This is a genomic window from Streptosporangium sp. NPDC020072 (genome assembly GCF_040631445.1).
Classification (GTDB): domain Bacteria; phylum Actinomycetota; class Actinomycetes; order Streptosporangiales; family Streptosporangiaceae; genus Streptosporangium.
The window spans coordinates 168,396-189,238 of the sequence record NZ_JBEYAB010000001.1; the positions used below are offsets into that span (position 1 = coordinate 168,396).

At 71.1% G+C, this 20,843-nt stretch carries 16 protein-coding genes and 1 pseudogene; 6 read left to right on the plus strand and 11 right to left on the minus strand.

Translation table 11 applies throughout. The annotated features are described in order from the left end of the window. Positions 1–13: 13 nt before the first annotated feature. Entirely contained in the window at positions 14–1,072 is a 1,059-nt protein-coding gene (locus tag ABZ470_RS00785) for an ABC transporter permease (protein ID WP_352010591.1), read from the minus strand. A gap of 193 nt (positions 1,073–1,265) precedes the next feature. Between ABZ470_RS00785 and ABZ470_RS00790 the strand changes: the two genes are divergently transcribed. Together ABZ470_RS00790 and ABZ470_RS00795 are read left to right on the plus strand one after the other, a co-directional pair. After that, positions 1,266–2,105: an SDR family oxidoreductase gene (locus tag ABZ470_RS00790; RefSeq protein WP_362909106.1), complete on the plus strand. Its 840-nt coding sequence runs from the start codon at positions 1,266–1,268 to the stop codon at positions 2,103–2,105. Beyond that, positions 2,102–3,610, plus strand: coding sequence for a GMC family oxidoreductase N-terminal domain-containing protein (locus ABZ470_RS00795; protein WP_362909108.1), 1,509 nt, complete (start codon positions 2,102–2,104; stop codon positions 3,608–3,610). Before ABZ470_RS00790 ends, ABZ470_RS00795 begins: the two co-directional genes overlap by 4 nt. A 39-nt stretch (positions 3,611–3,649) precedes the next feature. Here ABZ470_RS00795 and ABZ470_RS00800 read toward each other — a convergent pair whose 3' ends face one another. The 6 genes and pseudogenes from ABZ470_RS00800 to ABZ470_RS00825 form a co-directional block, all read right to left on the minus strand. Then, positions 3,650–3,892, minus strand: coding sequence for a hypothetical protein (locus ABZ470_RS00800; protein WP_352010588.1), 243 nt, complete (start codon positions 3,890–3,892; stop codon positions 3,650–3,652). A gap of 62 nt (positions 3,893–3,954) precedes the next feature. Further along, entirely contained in the window at positions 3,955–5,088 is a 1,134-nt protein-coding gene (locus ABZ470_RS00805) for an esterase-like activity of phytase family protein (protein WP_362909110.1), read from the minus strand. A gap of 313 nt (positions 5,089–5,401) precedes the next feature. Then, positions 5,402–6,976 (minus strand): MFS transporter, encoded by a 1,575-nt coding sequence (locus tag ABZ470_RS00810; protein ID WP_352010586.1) that lies wholly within the window; start codon positions 6,974–6,976, stop codon positions 5,402–5,404. Positions 6,977–7,166: 190 nt separating this feature from the next. Next, the gene (locus tag ABZ470_RS00815) at positions 7,167–8,837 is read right to left on the minus strand and encodes a condensation domain-containing protein (RefSeq protein WP_362909112.1); all 1,671 of its coding nucleotides are present in this window, start codon (positions 8,835–8,837) and stop codon (positions 7,167–7,169) included. Continuing rightward, a pseudogene (locus ABZ470_RS00820) lies at positions 8,834–9,013 on the minus strand (MbtH family protein); the annotation flags it as partial. The pseudogene ABZ470_RS00820 and the gene ABZ470_RS00815, both read right to left, overlap by 4 nt. Positions 9,014–9,085: 72 nt before the next feature. Then, a complete protein-coding gene (locus ABZ470_RS00825) occupies positions 9,086–15,109 on the minus strand; it encodes an amino acid adenylation domain-containing protein (protein ID WP_362909114.1) in 6,024 nt (2,007 codons plus the stop codon). Between the two features lie 16 nt (positions 15,110–15,125). Between ABZ470_RS00825 and ABZ470_RS00830 the strand changes: the two genes are divergently transcribed. Continuing rightward, positions 15,126–15,299 (plus strand): hypothetical protein, encoded by a 174-nt coding sequence (locus ABZ470_RS00830; protein WP_362909116.1) that lies wholly within the window; start codon positions 15,126–15,128, stop codon positions 15,297–15,299. Positions 15,300–15,408: 109 nt separating this feature from the next. On the opposite strand, the gene ABZ470_RS00835 is transcribed toward ABZ470_RS00830, so the two are convergent. After that, positions 15,409–16,122: an SGNH/GDSL hydrolase family protein gene (locus ABZ470_RS00835; RefSeq protein ID WP_362909118.1), complete on the minus strand. Its 714-nt coding sequence runs from the start codon at positions 16,120–16,122 to the stop codon at positions 15,409–15,411. 275 nt (positions 16,123–16,397) lie between these two features. Between ABZ470_RS00835 and ABZ470_RS00840 the strand changes: the two genes are divergently transcribed. Continuing rightward, positions 16,398–17,204: an SAM-dependent methyltransferase gene (locus tag ABZ470_RS00840; RefSeq protein WP_362909120.1), complete on the plus strand. Its 807-nt coding sequence runs from the start codon at positions 16,398–16,400 to the stop codon at positions 17,202–17,204. Here ABZ470_RS00840 and ABZ470_RS00845 read toward each other — a convergent pair whose 3' ends face one another. Together ABZ470_RS00845 and ABZ470_RS00850 are read right to left on the minus strand one after the other, a co-directional pair. Beyond that, on the minus strand, positions 17,205–18,086 hold the full coding sequence (locus ABZ470_RS00845) for a helix-turn-helix transcriptional regulator (RefSeq protein ID WP_362909640.1): 882 nt from the start codon (positions 18,084–18,086) through the stop codon (positions 17,205–17,207). A gap of 240 nt (positions 18,087–18,326) precedes the next feature. Beyond that, a complete protein-coding gene (locus ABZ470_RS00850) occupies positions 18,327–19,232 on the minus strand; it encodes a hypothetical protein (RefSeq protein ID WP_362909122.1) in 906 nt (301 codons plus the stop codon). Positions 19,233–19,347: 115 nt separating this feature from the next. Between ABZ470_RS00850 and ABZ470_RS00855 the strand changes: the two genes are divergently transcribed. Together ABZ470_RS00855 and ABZ470_RS00860 are read left to right on the plus strand one after the other, a co-directional pair. Continuing rightward, positions 19,348–19,560, plus strand: coding sequence for a hypothetical protein (locus ABZ470_RS00855; protein ID WP_352010580.1), 213 nt, complete (start codon positions 19,348–19,350; stop codon positions 19,558–19,560). Positions 19,561–19,650: 90 nt separating this feature from the next. Beyond that, a complete protein-coding gene (locus ABZ470_RS00860) occupies positions 19,651–19,953 on the plus strand; it encodes a hypothetical protein (RefSeq protein WP_352010579.1) in 303 nt (100 codons plus the stop codon). Between the two features lie 62 nt (positions 19,954–20,015). Here the strand turns inward: ABZ470_RS00860 and ABZ470_RS00865 are convergent, their stop codons facing one another. Continuing rightward, positions 20,016–20,645, minus strand: a complete 630-nt coding sequence (locus ABZ470_RS00865; RefSeq protein WP_362909124.1) for a uridine kinase — start codon at positions 20,643–20,645, stop codon at positions 20,016–20,018. Positions 20,646–20,843 lie beyond the last annotated feature (198 nt).

Below are 20,843 nucleotides of genomic sequence, written 5' to 3' on the forward strand. Positions count from 1 at the left end.
AGGCCGGAAGGCCCTACAGGCCGAGCGCCTCGTCCTTGCGCCTGCGGCGCCTGCGCAGCAGGCTGTCCAGCGAGACGGCCAGCAGGATCACCGCGCCGGTGGCGAAGGAGCTCCAGTTGACCGGGATGTTGAAGTACTGCAGGCCGCTGCCGACCACGGCCAGCAGGATCGCGCCGAAGATCGCGCCGACCACCGTCGCCGTGCCGCCGCGCAGCGGGGTTCCGCCGATGACGGCCGCCGCGATCGCCTGCAGCTCGAACCCGGTGCCGATGTTGGGGTCACCGGAGGTGAAGAAGGCCAGGCCGAGGGCGGCGGCCACACCCGCGAGCAGGCCGACCAGCACCAGGACCTGCATCCTGACCCGGTTGGCCGAGATGCCGGAGAAGGTGGCGGCGTCGGGGTTGGAGCCGATGGAGCGCACCCGGTAGCCGAAGGAGGTGAAGCGCAGCACGACCGTGAGCACGATCGCGAAGATGATCAGCACCCACACGCTCGTGTAGACGCCGAAGATCTTGCCGCCCAGGATCGTGAAGAAGGAGTCCTCGACCGGCATGCCGGTCACCTGCTGGCCCTCGCTCAGGGCCAGGGACAGTCCTCGATAGACCGACAGGGTCGCCAGCGTCGCCACGATGGTCGGGATGCCGATGTACTGCACGACGAGCGCGTTCACCAGGCCGAGGACGCCGCCGAGCACGACGCCGAGCAGCCCCGCCAGCCACGGGGAGAGCCCCTGGTTGATCAGCAGGCCCATGCTGATGAGTGACAGGCCGAACATCGAGCCGACCGAGAGGTCGATCTCCCGCATGGAGATCAGGAAGGCCATGCCTCCGGCGAGCAGGCCGACGTAGACCGACGCCTGCAGGGTGTCGAGCAGCTGCGCGGCCGACAGGAAGTCCGGGTGCAGGATGCCGATGACGACGACCAGCGCGATCGTCGCGACCAGCACGCTCATGGACTCCATCGCGGGAACGCGGCGCGCCAGGGCGGCAAGTCCACCGCCAGGACGCTCCCCCGGAACATCCGGGGCGTCCAGCGCGGGCGTCCCCTTAGTTCCGACATCGTCGACACTCACGGCGTCCCTCCGTCTCTTGTCGTGGTACCGGACTTCCGCTAAGGCTCCCGGACAGGGAGGTGAACGTACTTGACCCTGAGTGACCACTCCTTGTCTTTCGCTCACCCTGTCCCTCTCCGGCGAGGTGCGCGGAGCTTACCCGTGGTTAGCGTGACTGTCATCGCGCCTGGCGTGACTCAAGAAGGACATAGAGGTGAGCACACTCGTGAACCCCTTGGAAGGCCCCTTGAAAGACAGGGTCGCCCTGGTCACCGGAGGTGGCTCGGGCATCGGTGAGGCGATCTGCAGGCGCCTCGACGCGGACGGGGCGACCGTGGTCGTGCTCGACCGGGTGAGGTCGGCGGCGGAGCTGACCGCGGGGACGCTTCGTAAGTCCCACGCGCTGGTCGCCGACGTGTCCGACTCGGCCTCGATCGACGCGGCGGTCGCCGAGGTGGCCGCCACCCACGGCCGTCTGGACATTCTGGTCAACAACGCCGGGGTACGCGGCGGGCAGGAGGCCGAGGACGCCTTCGCCAGGCTCGACACCCGTCTCGACGAGCTGCGGACCGACGGCACCGCGGCCACCACGGTCGACGCCACCGTGAGCATCTCCGACGAGGCCTGGCGGGACATGATCGCCGTACACCTCGACGGCACGTTCTACTGCACCAGGGCCGCGCTGCGGGTCATGACCGGGCAGCGCTCCGGGGTGGTCGTCAACGTCTCCTCGATCTGCGGCCTCACCGGCTGCGAGCACCTGCCGCACTACTCGGCGGCCAAGGGCGGCATCCAGGCCCTGACCAGGGCCGTGGCCCGCGACGTCGCGCCGTACGGCATCCGCGTCAACTGCGTGGCGCCCGGCTACATCGAGACCCCGCTCGGGTCGGTCATCGGCGGGCGGATGCGCGCCGACCTTGAGGAGCGCATCGCCCTCGGCCGGTTCGGACTGCCCAGGGAGATCGCCGACACGGTGGCCTTCCTCGCCGGGGAGGGCGGGAGCTACTTCACCGGCCAGACGCTCAGCCCCAACGGCGGCCTGGTGATCGCATGACCCGACTCCAGGCCGACGTGATCGTGGTCGGCGCCGGTTCCGCCGGGTCCGTGCTCGCGCGCAGGCTCGCCGACGCGGGGGCGAGCGTGCTGCTCGTCGAGGCCGGGCCGCAGGGACGCTTCCCCGCGGTCGACGACCCGACGCGGATGCACGAGCTGTGGGACTCCCCCCTCGACTGGGGTTACCGTACGGTCCCGCAGCGGCACGCCCACGGCCGCCGGCTGCACCTGCCGCGCGGCAGGGCCGTCGGCGGGTCGCACAACCTGAACGCCATGATCTGGGTGCGGGGCAACCCGGCCGACTACGACGACTGGGCCGCCAGGGGCAACCCGGGGTGGGCGTGGGAGGACGTGCGGCCGGTCTTCGCCAGGATCGAGGCCGTCGACTCGGCGCAGAGCCGGCCGCGTGGCCCGCTGCACATCCTGACCGGCTACGAGCCCTCGGCCGCCCACCTGGCGATCGTCGAGGCCGCCCAGCAGGCCGGGCTGCCGTTCAATCCGGACTACAACGGGGCGTCGCAGGACGGCGTCTCCTTCATGCAGTTCACCATCCAGGACCACCGCAGGCTGACGACCGCGGACGCCTATCTCGGGCCGCTGGCCGGGCGTGACGGGTTCACCCTGGTCTCCGGCGCGCACGTCCACCGGCTGCTGTTCGAGGGCGAGCGCTGTGTCGGCGTCGAGTGGGAGCGCGACGGCGTGCTCGAACGGGGTCTGGCCGGGCACGAGGTCGTGCTGAGCGCCGGGGCCATCGGCTCGCCGGAGATCCTGCTGCGTTCGGGCATCGGCGACGCCGGGGAGCTGGGCGCGCACGGCATCGCCGTACTGGCCGACCTGCCCGGGGTCGGGCGCAACCTCCAGGACCACTGGCTGGTCCCGGTGATCGCCGGGATGGAGCGGCAGCTTCCCGTCTCGCACGGGCTGCCGCGCACCCAGAGCCATCTGTTCTGGCGTAGCAGGCCCGATCTGGCGGTGCCCGACCTGCAGCCGCTGCACTTCGACGCGCCGTTGTACGAGCGGTGGATGGAGGGGCCGCCGGACGGCGTCTCGCTCATGGCCGGTCTGGTCCGCCCGGCCAGTCACGGCGACATCCGGCTCTCCGGCCCCTCACCGGCGGACCCGCTGCTCATCGACCCCAACGTGCTCGCCGAGCACGCCGACGTCGAGGCGCTGGCGGCGGCCGTACGGCTGTGCCAGGAGATCGCGGCGGCTCCCGCGCTGCGGGAGGACCTGGGGGCCTACGAGCTCTACCCGGGGGTGCTGGCCGACACCACCGAGGGGCTGTACGCCTACATCAGGGAGAGCGTGGTCACCTACCACCACCAGTCGGGCACCTGCAAGATGGGGGTGGACGAGGCGGCGGTGGTCGATCCGAGGCTGCGGGTCCACGGCGTCACCGGGCTGCGGGTCGCGGACGCCTCGATCATGCCCGCGGTGACGACGGGCAACACGAACGCCCCGGCCATCATGATCGCGGAGCGGGCCGCGGAGTTCATGACCTCCTGAGGGAGTGTCCCGGCGGCGGTCGCCCGCCGCCGGGACGCGTCACTTGTCCTCGCCGGTCTCCCTGACCTCGGCGTGGTCGAGGTCGATGTCGTAGGTCACCGGGAACAGGCGCCGCAGGGCCGTGTCGACCCCTCCGCCGGGGTTGATCTCGAACACCACCTTCTTGCCGCCCCTGGTGATGTCCCTGACCTCCTTGACGACGTGTTCGTGGCTCTGGTCCGTGTGGTCACCCGACCTGCGGACCGCCTCGGGAACCCACGTGTTCTCGTCCTCCCGCGCCACCGCGACCTCCTCGACCCGGTATGGGATATGTCACCCGCAACCAGGCTAACTCCGGCGACCGCTCAGTGGTCCCGGACGGCGAAGGCCAGGAACTGGGTGATCTCACTTTCGTCGAAGTTGTCGTCGGAGCCGACGACCAGGACGCGTTCGCCGGAGGCCAGGCGCGGCCCCCAGCCCAGGCTCTCCAGGTTCTGCACCGTCGCTCCACCGGCGTTGAAGTCGTGGACCAGGCGCTTGGTGACGGCCCGGTACGGCGCGCCGCCGGTCAGGCTGTCCCTGCCCAGCACGTTCGTCGCGCCGCGCAGGTCGATCTCGTACAGCTTGACCCGGTAGCCGACGCCCTCGATCCAGAACCGTTCGAGGGACAGCAGCCGGTCGTCGTCGACGGCCAGGATCTCCGAGACGCCGCCGTCGTACCTGCCGGTCTCCGGGACGGGGGCGGCGGGCAGCCGGTCGATCGGGTAGGCGTACTGCGCGCGGGTCCTGCCGTTCCTGTCCCACACGGTGATGCGGGAGAGCGCGCCGCGCTCGGTCGTCATGATGTCGCCGTCCTCGAAGCGGGGTCCCTCGACGATGGCCGCGATGCCGTGGGGGGTGAAGGTCAGGCCCTCGAACCCGGCGTTGTGGCGGGGGCCCGAGGTGGTGTTCGTCATCGTGAGGTTGCCGGGGATCGGCAGGCCGCCGCGGTCGTGGCCGCCCCGGTCGACCCAGCGCAGCGACATCTGGACGACCGGGTTGCCCGTGGTGCCCTCCCTCGGCCTGTCCCCCTCGCTGCTCCACAGGATCCTGCGGCTCCACGGGTCGAAGCGGATGGCCTCCGGGTCGGCGGCCTCGGGCTGGCCGTAGCCGGGGTAGGGCGTCCCGTCGGGGCGCAGGAGGGTGGTGACCCCGGTGATGCTCACGCCCTCGAAGCGCCGGGTGAGCGGGTTGATGTCGATCTTTCCGGTGTAGTAGCGGGCGGGGTTGTAGCGCGCCCGGTCGTCGGAGATGAAGTACCACGTTCCGGTGAGCGGGTCGCGGTCGATGCCGGACAGGCCACCGACGACCGTCCCCTGGAACTGGGCCCTGTGCGGCAGGTCCCGCTCACCGAGGAAGTGGGTGATGCGGATCCCGTCGGCGGGCGCCGCCGCCGCGGGCTGCGCCTGGACGGTTCCCAGCCCGGCCATCATCACGACCGCGAGGAGGGCTCGCGTCATTGTTCGCCGATTCTTCATGCGTTTCTCCGAATCCCGAAAATGCCTCATACAGAACTGGCGGAGACATGAGACCGCGAAACGCGACGACTGTCCACGGAAATCGGAATCCGGGTGTACGGCTGGCCGGAGGAGGCCACGGAGAACCCGGCAGAACACGCGTCGAATCACTTTCCCGGCGACAGCGGAGGCCGTGATTCACCTGGTCAGCGACCCAACAAGGGCCACAACCCCCTCAAATACGAAGAAAGCTCAAGAACAGAAAAAAGGGCCGATAAATGTATATTTATCGGCCCTTTTCTAAGGTGAGCGAGGCTCAGACCTGCTCCACCTGTTCCCGGGAATCCGCCGGAGACCCGGCCCCCTCCATGACGGGTGTCGCGATCGGGCGCAACAGGGCCCAGGCGATGAACGCGGCGGCCACCGAACCGACGGCGCCGACGATCATGCCCGAGGACATCGCGTTGACGAAGGCCGCCTTGGCGGCGCTCGCCAGCGACGGGTCGCCGAGGGAGAGCGCGACGGCGATCGACTCCTTGGCCGGAGCGGGCGCGCCCTCCGGCATGCCCGAGGAGTAGGCCGCGGCCAGGACGCTGCCGAGCAGGGCGACGCTGAGCGCGCCACCGGTCTGCTGGACGGTGTCGTTGAGCGCCGAGCCGATGCCCGCCCGGTCCGGCGGCACCGCGCTCATCAGTGAGGCGTAGGCCGCGGGCCCGACCAGTCCGCCGCCGACGCCCATCACCATCAGGCCGCAGATGAACAGGCCGTAGCCGCTGTCCGGCGTCAGCCGGGTGAGCACCACGAAGCCCGCCGCGAACACCAGCATGCCCGCCGTCACCAGGGTGCGGTTGGACAGCTTCTTGCCCAGCGTCGCGCCCAGGCCGTTGAAGACGATGGCCGCGATCATGTAGGGGATGAGCGCCAGGCTCGCCTGGAGGACCCCGTACCCCAGGACGAACTGCAGGTACTGGGTGAGCATCAGCAGCAGGCCGCCCGCGGAGAAGGCCAGCAGCACGATCGAGAAGCTGGCGCCGCTGAAGTTGCGCTCACGCCAGAGCCCGAGCGGCAGCATGGCGTGCGGGTTGCGCCGCTCCCAGAGGAAGAAGACGGTCAGCAGCACGATCGCGGCCAGCCCGGAGGCCAGCACGGCGGGCGAGGTCCAGCCCCGCTCGGGCACCGAGATGATCATCCAGACCAGGGCGACCATGCCCGCGGTCGACAGCACCGCCCCGAGGAGGTCGATGGGCCTGGCCTGCCCGCGGGACTCCGGCATGAGCAGCAGCGCCGCGGCGATCGCGATCACGCTGATCGGGACGTTGACCAGGAAGACCGAGCCCCACCAGTAGTGGTCGAGCAGGAAGCCGCCGAGCGAGGGCCCGGCGATCCCGCCGGCCATGAGCACCGAACTCCAGGCCGCGATGGCCTTGCGCTGCTCGGACTGGTCGAAGACGTTCATGATGATGGACAGGGTGCTCGGCATGAGGAACGATCCGCCGAACCCCATCAGCGCCCGGCAGGCGATGAGCTGGGCGGGGTTCTGGGCGAACGTCGCGATCAGAGAGGCCCCGCCGAACAGCGCCAGGCCGATGACCAGGAAGCGCCGCCTGCCGTAGCGGTCGGACAGGGCGCCGACCGTGAGCAGCACACCGGCGAAGGCCAGCATGTAGGCGTTGATGATCCACTGGATGTCCGCCGGGGTCGCGCCGAGCTCCCGCATGAGGGAGGGGATGGCGAGGTTGAGGATGCCGTTGTCGACGACCAGCACGAGCAGGCTCAGGCAGAGGACACCGAGGATCAACCACCGTCTTGGGTGGGGGGACGACATGACTACTCCATGACTCGTACGGTGTTCGAGACCTTTCTCGCACACCGTACTATAGAACTCGCACATCGTGCGAGTTCTTAATCGACGCCCTTTCCCGCTCCCTTCCGAGGGGGGTTTCCGGCCGGTGCGGCGCGCGGCCACCGCACCGGCCGGAAGTTCACATCACGACATGTCACCGCACGTCAGGACGACTTTCGGCGTGTGTCGCGGTCCGGCCAGCACCAGGAGGACCAGGGGCCTCCACAGGAGCGGCGCCTCACCGGCCCGTCCCCTCTTCGAGCACCGGCAGGGCGGCCCAGCCGTCCGGGGAGGCGGGCGCGCCGTCGTGGACCACGTAGTGGTGGGGGGCCATCGCCGCCATCCGTCCCGACAGCCTCCCCACGCAGGCGGTGTGGACCTCGACCGGCGAGACGGGCCCGGCGAGGTGGCACACCAGCCGCCCGCCGTCCTCGGTCACGTGGAAGGGACGGTCCCCGACCGCGTCGCGGACGAGCCGCTCGACCTCCGGCAGGTGGACCCAGCACGCGTCGATCGTCGTCCACCCCTCCCCCCGTTCCAGGGGAACGACCCCGGTCAGCCCGGACACCTCGGACAGCGGCACGTCCCGGTCCGCCGCCTCGATGAGCAGCCGTGCGATCCCCTCGCCGAACGCCTCGGCGTCCGCGCGCGGCAGGCAGCGCGGGTCGGCCCAGAGGGTGAAGTCCACCTCCCCCTCGACGGTGCGCACCCACAGTGAGACGCGGGTCGGCATCGTCGCCTCGGGCAGCCAGTGGGAGCGCACGTCCTGCTCGTACTCCTCGGTACGGCCCGCCCGGCGCCCCTGGCCGTGGACGCTCATGTCGTTGAAGACGATGTCCCTGGCGAAGAAGACCCCCCTCGACCGCTGCACCTCCTCCATGACCTGGATGAGCGCGTCGGAGTCGAACCGGCTGTTCTGGTAGGCGGCCAGCGCCGCCGCCCTGGTACGCCGCAGCACACCGTCGAACGTGGGCTCGTCAAGGTCGATCGGGACCAGGGCGTCCTGGGCGAGCGGGCCGACGTAGTCCCGCAGTTCGGGACGGAACCGGTTGCCCGAGATCGCCAGGGCGACGGCCGTACGCTGTCCCGACCGCAGTCCGGCGAGCAGGGTGTAGGCGGCGAGCACGGCGGCCGAGCGGCTGACGCCGGTACGGGCCCCGATCCGTCCCAGCGCCCGGGCGGCCACCGTCGAACGCACCTGCAACCTGGGCATCAGCCAGTCGTTGTCGCCGTCGTCCACGGAGGCGGTGAAGGTCGAGCGGGGAATCCGCTCCAGGTTGGTCCGCCAGTACTCGATGGCGGCCTGCGCCCGCTTGAGGCTCGCCGGGCTCCGCTCCGTCCACGCCACGTCGAGCGGCTGGGGGGCGGTGACGGGCTCCGGGGTCTCCCCGAACAGCAGGCGGTTCAGCTCCACCCGCAGCAGGCTCAGCCCCACGGCGTCCACCGTGGTGTGCGTGAGCACCAGGATGACGCGCTCGGGCACCCCGTCGGAGAGGGTCACCGCCACCCGCACGGGAAGCTCCCCCTCCGGGTCGAACCGTACGGCCTGCAGCCTGGCGGCCACCTCGTCGGCGAGGTCGGCGGAGCCCTGTGAATCGTGCACCCCGATGACCAGTTCGCCCTCGCCCGCGACGTGCTGGAGGCCGTCGCGGAACGTGGTGCGCAGCGACTCGTGCCGGGAGATGAGCAGGACCACGGCCGCGACCACGTCGTCGAGCGTCTTCCCCGGCGGGACGGTGAGCACGAAACCGTAGTTCATGTGTTCCGGCGGGTCGGTGAGCACGCAGCGGATCATGTTGGCCTGACCGGAGGTCGGCGGCCCGCTGGCCGTGCGCCCGCCCTGGAAACGGACCACGAGCCCGGCGGGGCTGCCGGGCAGGGCCTCGGCGACCTGCCCGCCCGCGCTCATCGGGCGCTCTTCGGCCGCAGGTCGGTCCACACCCGTTCGATGTGCTCCAGGCACTCCTGTCTACTGCCCGAGGTCCCGTCCGGCCGCCAGCATCCGGGGAGGGGGCGTTCGGCGGGCCAGATCGAGTACTGCTCCTCGTGGTTGACCACGACTTGGTAGGTCACGGGGGGATGCTCCTTGCTGTGGTTGTGCGGAAAAGCCGCCGCCGGACCGGGCGGCGGCCTTTCCGTGGATGGGGTCCCGGCCGGTCAGGAGGCCCCTTGGGCGAGGCGGGCGACCTCCTCGTCGGAGAGCCCGGCGATCTCCGCCAGGAGCAGTTCCTCGACGAGACCGGCCAGACCGGCGACCGTGCTGTTCTCGAACATCGCCCGGATCGGGATGTCGATGTCGGTGATGGCCCTGATCCGCGCGATGACGCGGGTGGCCAGGAGCGAGTGACCGCCGATGGCGAAGAAGTCGTCGAGCGCGCCGACCTCCGCGGCGCCGAGCACCTCGCAGAAGACCTCGGCGACCAGCTGCTCGGCGTCGGTCCTCGGCGGCACCGAGGGGGCGCGCCGGTCGATGGACGGCGCGGGCAGCGCCTTCCTGTCCACCTTCCCGTTGCGGGTCAGGGGCAGCTCGCCGAGCGTCACCCACACCGAGGGGACCAGGTAGGACGGCAGGCTCCCGGCGAGGAAGCCGGGCAGCTCGGCCACCGGGTCCACGCCTCCGTCCTCAGCCACCACGACGTAGCCGACGAGGGTGTCCTCCACGGCGGTGACCACGGCCTGCCGTACGGCGGGGTGGGCCAGCAGGCGCGCCTCGACCTCGCCCGGCTCGACCCGGAAACCGCGCACCTTGATCTGGTCGTCGATCCGGCCGAGGAACTCCAGGTTCCCGTCGGGACGCCAGCGGGCGCGGTCGCCGGTGCGGTAGAGGCGCTCACCCGGCGCGCCGTACGGGTCGGGCACGAAGCGCTCGGCGGTCAGGCCGGGGCGCCGCAGGTAGCCCCTGGCCAGGCCCGAGCCGCCAAGGCACAGCTCGCCGGGGGCGCCGGGCGGCACGAGCGAGCCGTCCTCGGCGAGGATCGCGGCGTGGACGCCGCCGATGGGCCGCCCGATGGGGGGCCGCTCCCCCGTCTCCCCCACGCGCGCGCCCGGCCCGGCGATCTCGGCGGCGGTCGCGATGATCGTCGCCTCGGTCGGGCCGTAGGTGTTGACCAGGCGCACCCGGTCGCCGAAGCGTTCGCGCCACCTGGCGACCGCGTCGGCTTTCAGCTCCTCCCCGCCCAGGATGACCAGCCGTAGCGCGGGCGGCCAGGCGATCTCGTCGATCTGGCCGACCAGGTGGTGCCAGTACGCCGTGGGCAGGTCGAGCACGGTCACCCTGCTCCCCTCCGGCGTGGCGAGCAGGTCGGGCAGGGTCACCGCGCCCTCGGGCAGCAGTTCGAGGCGCGCCCCCGCCGCCAGCGCCGGGTAGATCTCCTCGGCGTGGGTGTCGAAGCTCAGGGTCGCGAACTGCACGACCCGGTCGTCGGGGCCGAGTCCGTACTCCCCCGTCATCCAGGCGACCCGGGCGGCCAGGCCGTCGTGTTCGACGAGCACGCCCTTCGGCGTCCCCGAGGAGCCCGAGGTGTAGATCACGTAGGCGACCCCCTCGGCCGCGACGCCCTCGATCTCCTCCTCGACGAAGGCGCGCCGCTCCTCGGGCAGCGCCGGGTCGAGCGGCAGGTAGGCGGCGCCCGCACGCCAGGCCCCGAGCAGCGCCGCGACGCCCTCCGGGGTGCGGTCGACCGGGACGACGGCGATCCGTCCCCTCTCGAAGCCCGCGGCGGCCTTCTCCGCGAGTTCGTCCAGCTCGTGGTAGGTGACGACCCGTCCGGCGCAGCCGAAGGCCGGGGCGTCCCCGCGCTCCCGCACGGCCCGCGCGAGCAGTTCGGGCACCGGCACCGGGGCGGTCAGCGCCGGTCCGCGCGAGGCGGTGGCGAGGAAGGCCTCGTCGGCCTCGGTGAGCATGGGCAGCTCGGACAGGCGCCGGTCGGGGTCGGCGATGATCCCGCGCAGCAGGGTCTCCAGGCGGGTGGCGTACGCCTCGGCGGTCGCCCGTTCGAACAGCGTCGTGTCGTACTCAAGCTCGACGTACAGGTCCCCGGCGTCGTGCCAGGCCTCAAGCATCAGGTCGAACTTGGCCTGCGCGCGGCCCCCGGAGAACTGGCCCGCCGACAGCCCGGGGAAGGGCTTGGGCACCCGCCCGGAGTTCTCCGTGTGCAGGACCGCCATCGTCTGGAAGACGGGGGTGCGGGTCAGGTCGCGTTCGATCTGGAGTGAGCCGACCAGTTCCTCGAACGGCAGCCCCTGGTTGGCGAAGGCGTCGAGCACGGTCGCGCGGGTCGCGGCGAGGAACTCGGTGAACGTCGGGTCGCCCGACAGGTCGCCGCGCAGCACCGGGACGTCGGTGATGTAGCCGATGACCGACTCCAGCTCGACGGTGTCCCTGCCCGCGTTCGAGGTGCCGACCAGGATGTCGTCCTGGCCGCTGTGCCGGGACAGCAGGACCTGGTAGGCGGCCAGCAGGGTCATGAACAGCGTCGCGCCCCTGCGGCGGCCCATCGCGACGAGCGCGTCCGCCTCCGCCGGGTCGAGCCTGAAGCCCACGACGGCGCCGTGCCTGGTGCCGCCGACCGCGTGCGGCCGGTCGGTCGGCAGGGCCAGCGGGGTCGGGTCGGCCAGCTGGGCGCTCCAGTAGTCGAACAGCTTCGAGGAGTCCCGCCCGCGCTGCCACACGACCAGGTCGCCGAACTGCAGCGGCACCGGGGGCAGCGAGCCTCCCGAGTACAGCACGGCCAGTTCGTCGCGCAGGATGTTCAGCGACCAGCCGTCACCGAGGATGTGGTGGGCGACCACGCACAGGACGTGGTCGTCGGGGCCCTGCTCGATGAGCGTGACCCGCACGGCCGGTTCCCCGGTGAGGTCGAAGGGGGTGTTCACCCGCTCGGGGACGAGTGTCGTCGCGTCCCCCTTGAGGTGTTCGATCTCCACCGGCCTCGGCGGGTCGATCACCACGACCGGCTGGCCGTCCACCTCGGGGAACCGGGTGCGCAGGGTCTCGTGGCGGGCGACGACCCCGTCGAAGGCCCTGCCGAGCGCCTCGACGTCGAGGGAACCGGTCAGCCGCAGGACGAGGTTGATGTTGAAGGCGGCGTTGCCCGCGGGGTCGAACCGGTTGAGGAACCACAGCCGCTCCTGCCCGGGCGACAGCGGCGGCGTCATCCCCGCGGGGCGCGGGACGGGCACGTCGCCGAGGCCGGTGTCCTCGGTGTCCAGCAGTTCGGCGAGCGCCGCGACCGTCGGCCTGGTGAACACCTCCCGCACCGGGACGCGCACCGGCAGCCGGGCGGTGACCATGGTGGCCAGCAGGGAGTGGCCGCCGAGGGCGAAGAAGTCGTCGTGCGCGCCGACCGTCTCGCGTCCCAGCACCTCGGCGAACACCTCGGCGACCAGGCGCTCGTTCGGGGTGCGCGGCGGCGTCGTGTCCGCGGTGGTCAGCTCCCGCATGGCCCCGGTCAGGATCGCCGGCAGCGCCTTGCGGTCGACCTTGCCGTTGGGGGTCAGCGGCAGTTCTTCCAGGACGACGAACGACTGCGGCACCAGGTAGCCGGGAAGCTGGGCGGCCATGTGCTCGCGCAGGGCGCCGGTGCCCGGCAGATCGGGTGCGACGACGACGGCGACCAGGGTCTCCTCGTGCACCGTGGCCACGGCCTGCCGTACGGCGGGGTGGGTCTCCAGGACGGCCTCGACCTCGCCGAGCTCGATCCGGTGACCGCGTAGTTTGACCTGGTTGTCGGTCCTGCCGAGGAACTCGATCGTCCCGTCCGGCAGCCAGCGGCCCACGTCCCCGGTGCGGTAGAGGCGCTCCCCCGGCCCGCCGTACGGGTCGGGCACGAAGCGTTCGGCGGTGAGGGCGGGCCTGCCGAGGTAACCGTCGGCGACGCCGAGGCCGCCGATGAACAGCTCGCCCGGCACGCCGAGCGGCGCCAGGCCGCCCGCGGGGTCGAGGATGTGCACGGTGTTCCCGGTGATCGGCCGCCCGATCACGATCTCGTACGGTTCCACGGGGATGTCCCACGTGGTGGAGTAGATCGCCGTCTCGGTCGGGCCGTAGCCGTTGATCAGGCGGTTCGTCCTGGACCGCAGTTCCCTGGCCAGTTGCGGCGGGATCGGCTCCCCGGCGGTCACGCCCGTGACCTTCGGCAGGTCGCCCGTCAGCAGGACGCGCCAGCCGGACGGCGTCGCCTGGACGTGGGTGACCCCGGCCCTGCGGGCCAGTTCGGCGACCGCGGTGCCGTCCCTGGCGTCCTCGGCGACGACGACCCTGCCCCCGGTGACCAGCGGGAGGTACAGCTCGATGGCGGAGATGTCGAAGGCGATCGAGGTGAGGGCGAGCCAGGCGTGCTCGGGGCGGGCTCCGACCAGGGAGCCGATGGCCAGCAGCGTGTTGGCCAGCGCGGAGTGCGGTACGGCCACGCCCTTCGGACGGCCGGTCGAGCCGGAGGTGTAGAGCACGTAGGCGGTGTCGTCCAGGTGGGGACGGGGCAGGGTGACGGCCGGGTCCGCCGGGGGCAGGTCGAGAAGGTCGTCGTCGGTGAGGACGAGCGCGGCGCCGGAGTCCTCGGTCACGTAGTCCACCCGCGCCTGCGGGTAGGCGGGGTCGACGGGCAGGTAGGCCGCGCCGGACAGGGTGACGCCGAGCAGCGCGACCAGTGTGCCGGGGCCCCTGCGCACCCTGACCGCGACCAGCGACCCCCTGCCGACGCCTGCCTCGCGCAGCCGTACGGCCAGCGCGGTCGCCCTCGCGCAGAGTTCGGCGTAGGTGAGGCCGGGGCCGTTCTCCGCGGTGACGGCGACGGCGTCGGGCCGGGCGGCCACCTGGGTGAGGAACATGTCGGCCAGCGTCTCGCTCGGCCGTTCCGCGGGGTTCGCCCTGTCCAGCAGCCACCGGCGTTCCCCGTCGGGCAGGATGTCCAGGGTGCCGACGGGCGTGTGCGGCGCGTCGAGCGCGGCGGCGAGCAGGACGGGCAGCCGGGCGGCGAGCCGTTCCGCGCTCTCCCGGTCGAACAGGTCGGTGCTGTAGACGAGGGAGCCGGACAGGCCTCCGTCGGGCAGGGGCCACAGGTCGAGGGACAGGTCGGTCCTGGCGGCGGCCCAGCCGGGCGGGAAGGACTCCTCGCGCAGGCCGGGCAGCGGGCCCTCGCTCACCTCGCCGCTCTGGGTGTGCAGGGCGAAGATCGTCTGGAACAGCGGGGTCCTGCTGGCGTCGCGTTCGAGGCCGAGTTCGCCGAGCAGCCGTTCGAGCGGCACGTCGGAGGCGCCCATGGCCTGGATGACGGTCCTGCGGGTGCGCCTGAGCGCCTCGTCGAAGGACGGCTCGTCCGACAGGTCGGCCCGCAGCATGAGCATCCTGGACAGGAAGCCGATCATCGGTTCCAGCTCGGTGCTGTCGCGGCCCGCGACGGGGGTGCCGACGCAGAAGTCCGTCTGGCCGCTGTGCCGTGACAGGAGCACCTGGTAGGCGGTCAGCAGCACCATGAACGGCGTGGCCCGCCGGGCGCGGGCGAACTCCGTGACCCGCGCGACCAGCTCCGGGGGCAGGCCGAAGACCAGTTCGGCGCCGTCGCCGCTGCGTTGCGGAGGGCGCTTCCTGTCGGTGGGGAGGTCGAGCGCGGGGACGCCCGACAGGCGCGCGGCCCACTCGGTCACGTCGGCCTCGTCCTGTCTGGCGCGCTGTTCACGGACGTGCTCGCCGTACTGCAGGGCCAGCGGCGGCAGGGGGTCGCGGCCCGCGTAGTGGTGGGCCAGTTCGTCGCGCAGCACGATGACCGAGGCGCCGTCGGCGATGATGTGGTGCAGTGTCACGGCCAGGACGTGGTCCTGCGCGCCGAGGCGGACGAGCGAGGCCCGCACCGGCGGCGCCGCGGACAGGTCGAAGGGGGCGTTGGCCCGTTCGGCGACGATCCGCCTGGCCTCCTCCTCCGAGCCGGCCTCGAACCGGTCGATCGTCACGGTCCCGGCGGGCAGGACCACGGCGGCGGGCCTGCCGTCGATCTCGTCGAAGCGGGTGCGCAGGGTCTCGTGCCTGCGCACGACCGCCGCGAAGGCGGCTTCGAGGGCGGGGACGTCGAGTTCGCCCTGTAGCCGGTAGGCGTGGCAGGTGTTGTAGGAGTGGTCGCGGGGGTCGAAGCGGTGAAGGAACCAGAGCCGTTCCTGCCCGTAGGAGAGCGGCTGGATCTGTTCCATGGCTTACCACCCAACTATGACGCACTTACTGGAAAGTTTACTTACAATTGCCGAGACGGCGACAGTGAACCACGCGTTGCTGGAGCGTTACAAGCCCCCTTTTGCAGGACTTTCTCTCTCGACGCTGGTGTGCCGCATTGACGAATCGGCGCCAACTTTAAAGACACTTTCAAGTAAGAACGCCTTTTGACAGCGGCGAGGGCGCCCCCGGGGAATATGACTCCCCCGGGAACGCCCTCGCCTCGTCGCGGAACGGTCGGATCGCCGGGCCGGTCACGGTGTGTGGCCGGCCCACCGGCTCACCGATCGTCCGCCGCGTGGACCAGCTCGGCGAGCAGGCGCTGGCCGCCGGCGTTGGGGTGGAAGTAGTCCCAGGCGTTGATGTCGGACAGCTCGAAACGCCGGTCGAAGACCGCTCCGGCGTCGTGGCGGCAGGTGGGGTACTCGGCGCAGACCTTCTCCGCGACCAGGTTGAAGTCGACGACCCTGGCGTGCACCCGCTCACGCCTGGCCACGTCCTCCGGGTCGTTCGAGCGGGGCCGTTCGAGCAGCGACTGGCAGATGTGCAGGGTGGCCCAGGCCACGCGGGCGGCCGTCTTGTCCTTGGCGACCTCCCACAGCCGCCGGACGTCGGGAATGCTGGCGACGAGGATCTCCGCCTCGGGCAGGCCGCCGCTCAGGGTCCGCAGCGCCGTACGGAAGGCGGCCTCGTAGTCGGCGACCGAGGTCATGTCCTCCTCGGAGGCGGTGCAGGCGTCGTTGGCCCCGATCAGGATCGTGACGTATCCGGCCTGCTGGGAGACCGCCTTCTCGGCCTGGCCGGGCAGTTCGGCGACCTTGGCCCCCGTCTTGGCGTCGTTGTGCGCGACGATGTCGGGGTTGTCCTCCTTCAGCCTCAGGTAGAGGCTGTTCACCGACGAGGACGAACCCGTCGACCAGGATCGGGAGGGGCAGTCGAGGTAGAAGCCGCAGGCGTTGAAGCCACGGGTGATGGAGTCTCCGAGCGAGGCCATCGAGGTGATCGGCGCCCGGGTCCGGGCGGTGGCCGCACTTGGGGCGAGGGCGGGTGCGAGGGCCACGGAAAAAGAGAGGGCGACAGCTGGAAAAAGACGGGGGGCGAACAAACCAGGCCTCCTGAGCTGCGGATTCGTCGGTTCCGGTGCTCAGAATGTGGGCCGCTTCCCGAGTCCTGACAAGCGGAACGACTGCTTCCTCACGGATCGGTAAGGAAGGTCAGACCCCGGAGGCGCCCTAGATCGTTTAAGGATGAGGTGATTACACTCGCCGCGTGAGCCGCGACCAGTCCCCGCCCGACGGCATCGACGCCGGCACCCCCCACGTGGGGCGCGTGTACGACTACGTGCTGGGCGGCAAGAACAACTACGCGGCGGACCGCGAGTACGCCGACAGGATCGTCGCCCAGATGCCCGACTATCCCGTGCTGGCCAGGGCGAACCGGAGCTTCCTCAGCCGGGCGGTCGAGTACATGGCGCGGGCGGGAATCCGGCAGTTCCTCGACCTGGGCGCGGGCATCCCCACCTCACCGAACGTGCACGAGGTCGCCCGCGAGACCCACCCGGACGCGCGGGTCGTCTACGTGGACAACGACCCCGTCGTCTCGGTCCACAACGACGTGCTCCTGGCCACCGACGCCCTGCTGGTCTCCATCCGTGCCGACCTCGGGAGCCCCGGGACCGTGCTGGACCACCCCGACCTGCTGCGGCTCATCGACTTCGGCGAACCGGTCGGCGTGCTGCTGCTCTCGGTGCTGCAGCTGTTCCCCGGCGAGACGCCGGAACGCGTCCTCGGACCGTTGCGTGAGCGCCTGCCCGAGGGGAGCCTCCTGGCCGTCAGCCACCCGAGCGCGGAGGGCGACCAGGAGGCCGTCGCGCGGGCCCGCGCCGCGCTCGCCGGCGGTCCGGTCACGGTCACCCTGAGGAGGCACGAGGAGATCCTGCCGTTCTTCGACGGGTTCGACCTGGTCGAACCGGGCCTGGTCGACGTGGCGACGTGGCACCCCCGGATGCCGTCCCGCCCGACGAGCATGATCGTGCTCGGCGGGGTGGCCAGGAAGGGCGGCGCGGAACCGGCCTGATCAGTACGGCAGCCGCTCGCGCAGCTCGCCGAGGAAGCGCCTGCTGTCGGAGATCGAGTAGGCCTGCACGCACAGGCTGTCCATGACCTGCGTGTAGTGGTCGGTCTCCTCCCGCTTCTCCACGTAGAGCGCGCTGGTGAGCTGCTCCATGTAGACCACGTCGGGGAGGTCCTTGTCGGGGAAGCGCAGGATGGAGAACGGGCCGCCCGCCGCCGCGTGCCCGCCCCGGTGGAAGGGCATGATCTGCAGCCTGACGTTGGGCAGCTCGGTGACCCGGAGCAGGTGGTCGAGCTGGGCGGCCATGACCTGCGGCCCCCCGATGGGACGGCGCAGCACGGCCTCGTCGACCACGGCCCACAGGATGGGCGCGTTCGGCCTGCTGAGCCGTTCCTGCCTGGCCAGCCTGAGGGAGACCCGGCGGTCGATCTCCTCGGCGCAGGCGGTGCCGTGGACGAGCATGATGACCGCGCGGGCGTAGTCGGCGCCCTGCAGGAGTCCGGGGACGAACTGGACCTCGTAGCTCCTGACGACGGAGGCGGCCTCCTCCAGGCCCACGTAGACCTGGAACCAGCCGGGCAGCAGGTCACCGTACTTGTGCCACCAGCCGGGGGCGTTGGCCTGCCTGGCCAGCGCGAGCAGCGGGTCCCGGTCTGCGGGGTCGATCACGCCGTACAGGGTCAGCAGGTCGGCGACGTCGCGCTCCTTGAAGCCGACCCGCCCGAGCTCAAGACGGCTGATCTTGGCATGGGAGGCGCGGATGGCGTACCCGGCGTCCTCCCTGGAGACGCCCCTGGCCACGCGCAGTCTCCGCAGCTGCGTGCCGAGGAGGATCCTCAGGATGGTCGGACTGCTCCCGCCCGAGTAGGCGAGGACACCACCCATCGCACCGTCTTCGGCATGCTGTATGCCCATGGCTTGCTCCCTGTCACCCGAGGACGGTGCAACGGCTTCTGTTCCAGACGCGGATAGTACAACTTTGGCAGCCTTGTCCACACATTGGATATCTGGATGACATGGGATCTTTCCCTAATGGAGACTTAAGGTGGTGTTCGAAAGCGTTCGTCTTTTTCGTTAATCCCCTACGCCTCGCATGTCGTGCAAACCTCGCATATTCCATGCGTTCTATGCATTTCGGGCGTTTCGTCCGACCAATGTCCCCGCCGACGGCCTGACCAGCGCCCTGACCCGGCGCGCGTCCAGCCGTACCAGTGCCGCCGCGGCCGCGACGCCGAGGGCCGCCACCGCCGCCAGTAGCACGGCCCCCGAGAGCGGGGTGAGGTCGGCCGGCGCGAGCCCCTGGACGGCCTGGAGCACGCTCACCACGACGAGCCCGCCGTACCCCGCGACGGCCAGGGCGACCAGGCGCGTCCTGGCGCGCTCACCCCAGGAGGTCAGGGTGAGCAGCGCCGCGAGCGCGGGCAGCGCCTGCAGGGCGTGCAGCGTGACCGCGTGCGGGACCTTCAGCTGACCGGCCGCGCCGAGGATCGACAGGTCGGTTCGGTCCGGCGGCAGCCCGATGATCCTGCCGTTGGCGATCAGCGCCCCGCCCGCGACCTGGCTGAGCAGCAGTACGGCCAGCCCCGCCCTGATCGCCAGGCTCATGCTCGGCGAGGCGTCGAGCCCCCGGAAGGCCCGGACCGCGATGACCACGATCGGCGGGATCAGCCCGGCGAACGCGGTCACGGCCAGCACGGCCGAGACGGCCGTGTCGAACGGGGTGCCGAAGTTCAGATGGGAGGGCACCCCGCGCCAGCGCTGGAGGTCGATCAGCGCCACCTCGACCACGCAGGCCGTGCCGAGCGCGCCCAGCAGCAGCCGGGGCCGCGCGGGAGGCGGCCTGAGCCTGCCGGTGACCCAGACCAGGCATGCCAGCGTCAGACCGAAGGAGAAGCCGAACAGGATCGGCTTGCGCCAGGAGACCGGCCCCGCCCAGCCGCCGCCGTCCACGGCGTAGACGGCCAGGTGGAAGGCGCTCCCGGCGAGCAGCAGAGCCGCGACGCCGTACCAGAACCGTTGATGAGGGCGCATGGTCCAAGCCTCGTCCGCTTCCCCGGTGCGGGAATCCCACCGGGGAGGGCCCCTCGGCTACGCCCCGTGGAGTAGGGCGTGGAATCGGCCCCCCGGATGGGGGTATGGACAGCGGATGAGCATCCACGATGAACTCCGCCAGGTCGAAGAGGACCTGGCCAGGCTGCGTTCCGAGGTCGCCGGGCTGCGTGAACAGGTCGGCGACCTCGGCCCGACGGACGCCATGGACCGGTCGGCGCTGATCTCCATGGCCGACCAGCAGGAGGCCCTCGCGGACGAGCTTGAGGAACGGCGGGAGCGCCTGCTCAAACAGGTCGGCGACCTCTAGAACACACCCCCCGATCGGGACATTTGGTTACACAAAACCCGAAAGGGTACCGATACCAGCGAACACTCATCGGGGGGAACAATGATCAACATGCTTCGCAAGATGGGCGTGAAGTCCGGCACCATGTACGCCGCGGGTTTCGCGTCGATCGGCCTGTCGGTGGCGTCCTGGGTGGCGTCCCGCTCGGCCGAGCACGCCGGAATCGACCGGGCCGACCGCTGGGGCATCTTCGTCGGCCAGTGGGCGCCGACCTTCTTCGCACTGGGCGTCGCCCTGCGCATCGAGGAGACCCACGGCCCGGAGATCTCCTCCAGGGAAACGCACGGCACGCGCGACGAACTCATCGAGGCGGGCTACGCCGAGGGCAGGATGCCCTCGCGCACCGGGGTCTGACGACCCGGCCGGGCGGGCGGCCGACCACCGCCCGCCCCCACCCCTGTCTCACCTCTGCCGTCTCATCTCTGTCCGACCAGCGCGGGATGCCGGGGGTCGTCCATCCGGACGACGACGTCGGCGGCACCGACCGGCCCGACCTCCCGCTCGTAACGCTCGTAGGCGGGCAGCGTCCAGCGCGCCCCCTCCTCCGTCCGCCTGGCCAGCGCGCCCGGCGAGAGCCACAGGTGCACGGTCAGGTCGAAGGCGAGCCCCCTGCCGAGCAGCAGGGCGCCGTCCAGCAGCAGCACCCCGCCCGGCGGCACGGTGACGTACGGCGCACGCGTCGCCCGGTCGGTCCTGACGTCCCACAGCGTGGGCAGGACCCTGCCCGAACGCCCCGGCTCCAGCGGGCCGAGCACCTCCCTGCCCAGGGCCCCGACGTCGAGCCAGTCGGTGTAGAAGGCGTCGGGGTCGGTCTTGCCGTACTCGAAGCGCAGCGACGCCGGACGCAGGAAGTCACCGGCGGACACCCGCATGACCTCGCGCCCGCGCAACCGCAGCGGGGCGACCAGTTCCTCGGCCAGCCGTTCCGGGCGCGCGGCGGGCGCGCCGTCGAGAGCCACCCGCACCCAGGAGGCACGGGGTCCCGCGGCGATCCGGTCGGCGAGGTCCTCGACGAGGTGTGATGGCGAGATAGGAGTGATGTCCACGGGACATCTTTATCGAACCACCCGCACCGTGGACTCCGCCGACCATCTCCACGAGCATCGGCAGGTTAACCCGAACCACCCGAGCATCACGATCCAGTCAAGGTCGGACGTGAACCCGGCCAAAACTCACCACCCCATGTTGCCGATCGATGACTGGCGGTAACCATCCATGTGGATCGTTACCGCCAGTCGTGACCC

Excerpts from the sequence above, each read along its gene's own strand:
- ABZ470_RS00795 (WP_362909108.1), top strand. The coding sequence starts at position 2,102 with ATGACCCGACTCCAGGCCGACGTGATCGTGGTCGGCGCCGGTTCCGCC.
- ABZ470_RS00805 (WP_362909110.1), bottom strand. The coding sequence starts at position 5,088 with ATGACGCGAGCCCTCCTCGCGGTCGTGATGATGGCCGGGCTGGGAACC.
- ABZ470_RS00810 (WP_352010586.1), bottom strand. The coding sequence starts at position 6,976 with ATGTGCGAGTTCTATAGTACGGTGTGCGAGAAAGGTCTCGAACACCGT.
- ABZ470_RS00815 (WP_362909112.1), bottom strand. The coding sequence starts at position 8,837 with ATGAGCGCGGGCGGGCAGGTCGCCGAGGCCCTGCCCGGCAGCCCCGCC.
- ABZ470_RS00825 (WP_362909114.1), bottom strand. The coding sequence starts at position 15,109 with ATGGAACAGATCCAGCCGCTCTCCTACGGGCAGGAACGGCTCTGGTTC.
- ABZ470_RS00830 (WP_362909116.1), top strand. The coding sequence starts at position 15,126 with ATGACGCACTTACTGGAAAGTTTACTTACAATTGCCGAGACGGCGACA.
- ABZ470_RS00835 (WP_362909118.1), bottom strand. The coding sequence starts at position 16,122 with ATGGCCTCGCTCGGAGACTCCATCACCCGTGGCTTCAACGCCTGCGGC.
- ABZ470_RS00845 (WP_362909640.1), bottom strand. The coding sequence starts at position 18,086 with ATGGGTGGTGTCCTCGCCTACTCGGGCGGGAGCAGTCCGACCATCCTG.
- ABZ470_RS00850 (WP_362909122.1), bottom strand. The coding sequence starts at position 19,232 with ATGCGCCCTCATCAACGGTTCTGGTACGGCGTCGCGGCTCTGCTGCTC.
- ABZ470_RS00855 (WP_352010580.1), top strand. The coding sequence starts at position 19,348 with ATGAGCATCCACGATGAACTCCGCCAGGTCGAAGAGGACCTGGCCAGG.
- ABZ470_RS00860 (WP_352010579.1), top strand. The coding sequence starts at position 19,651 with ATGCTTCGCAAGATGGGCGTGAAGTCCGGCACCATGTACGCCGCGGGT.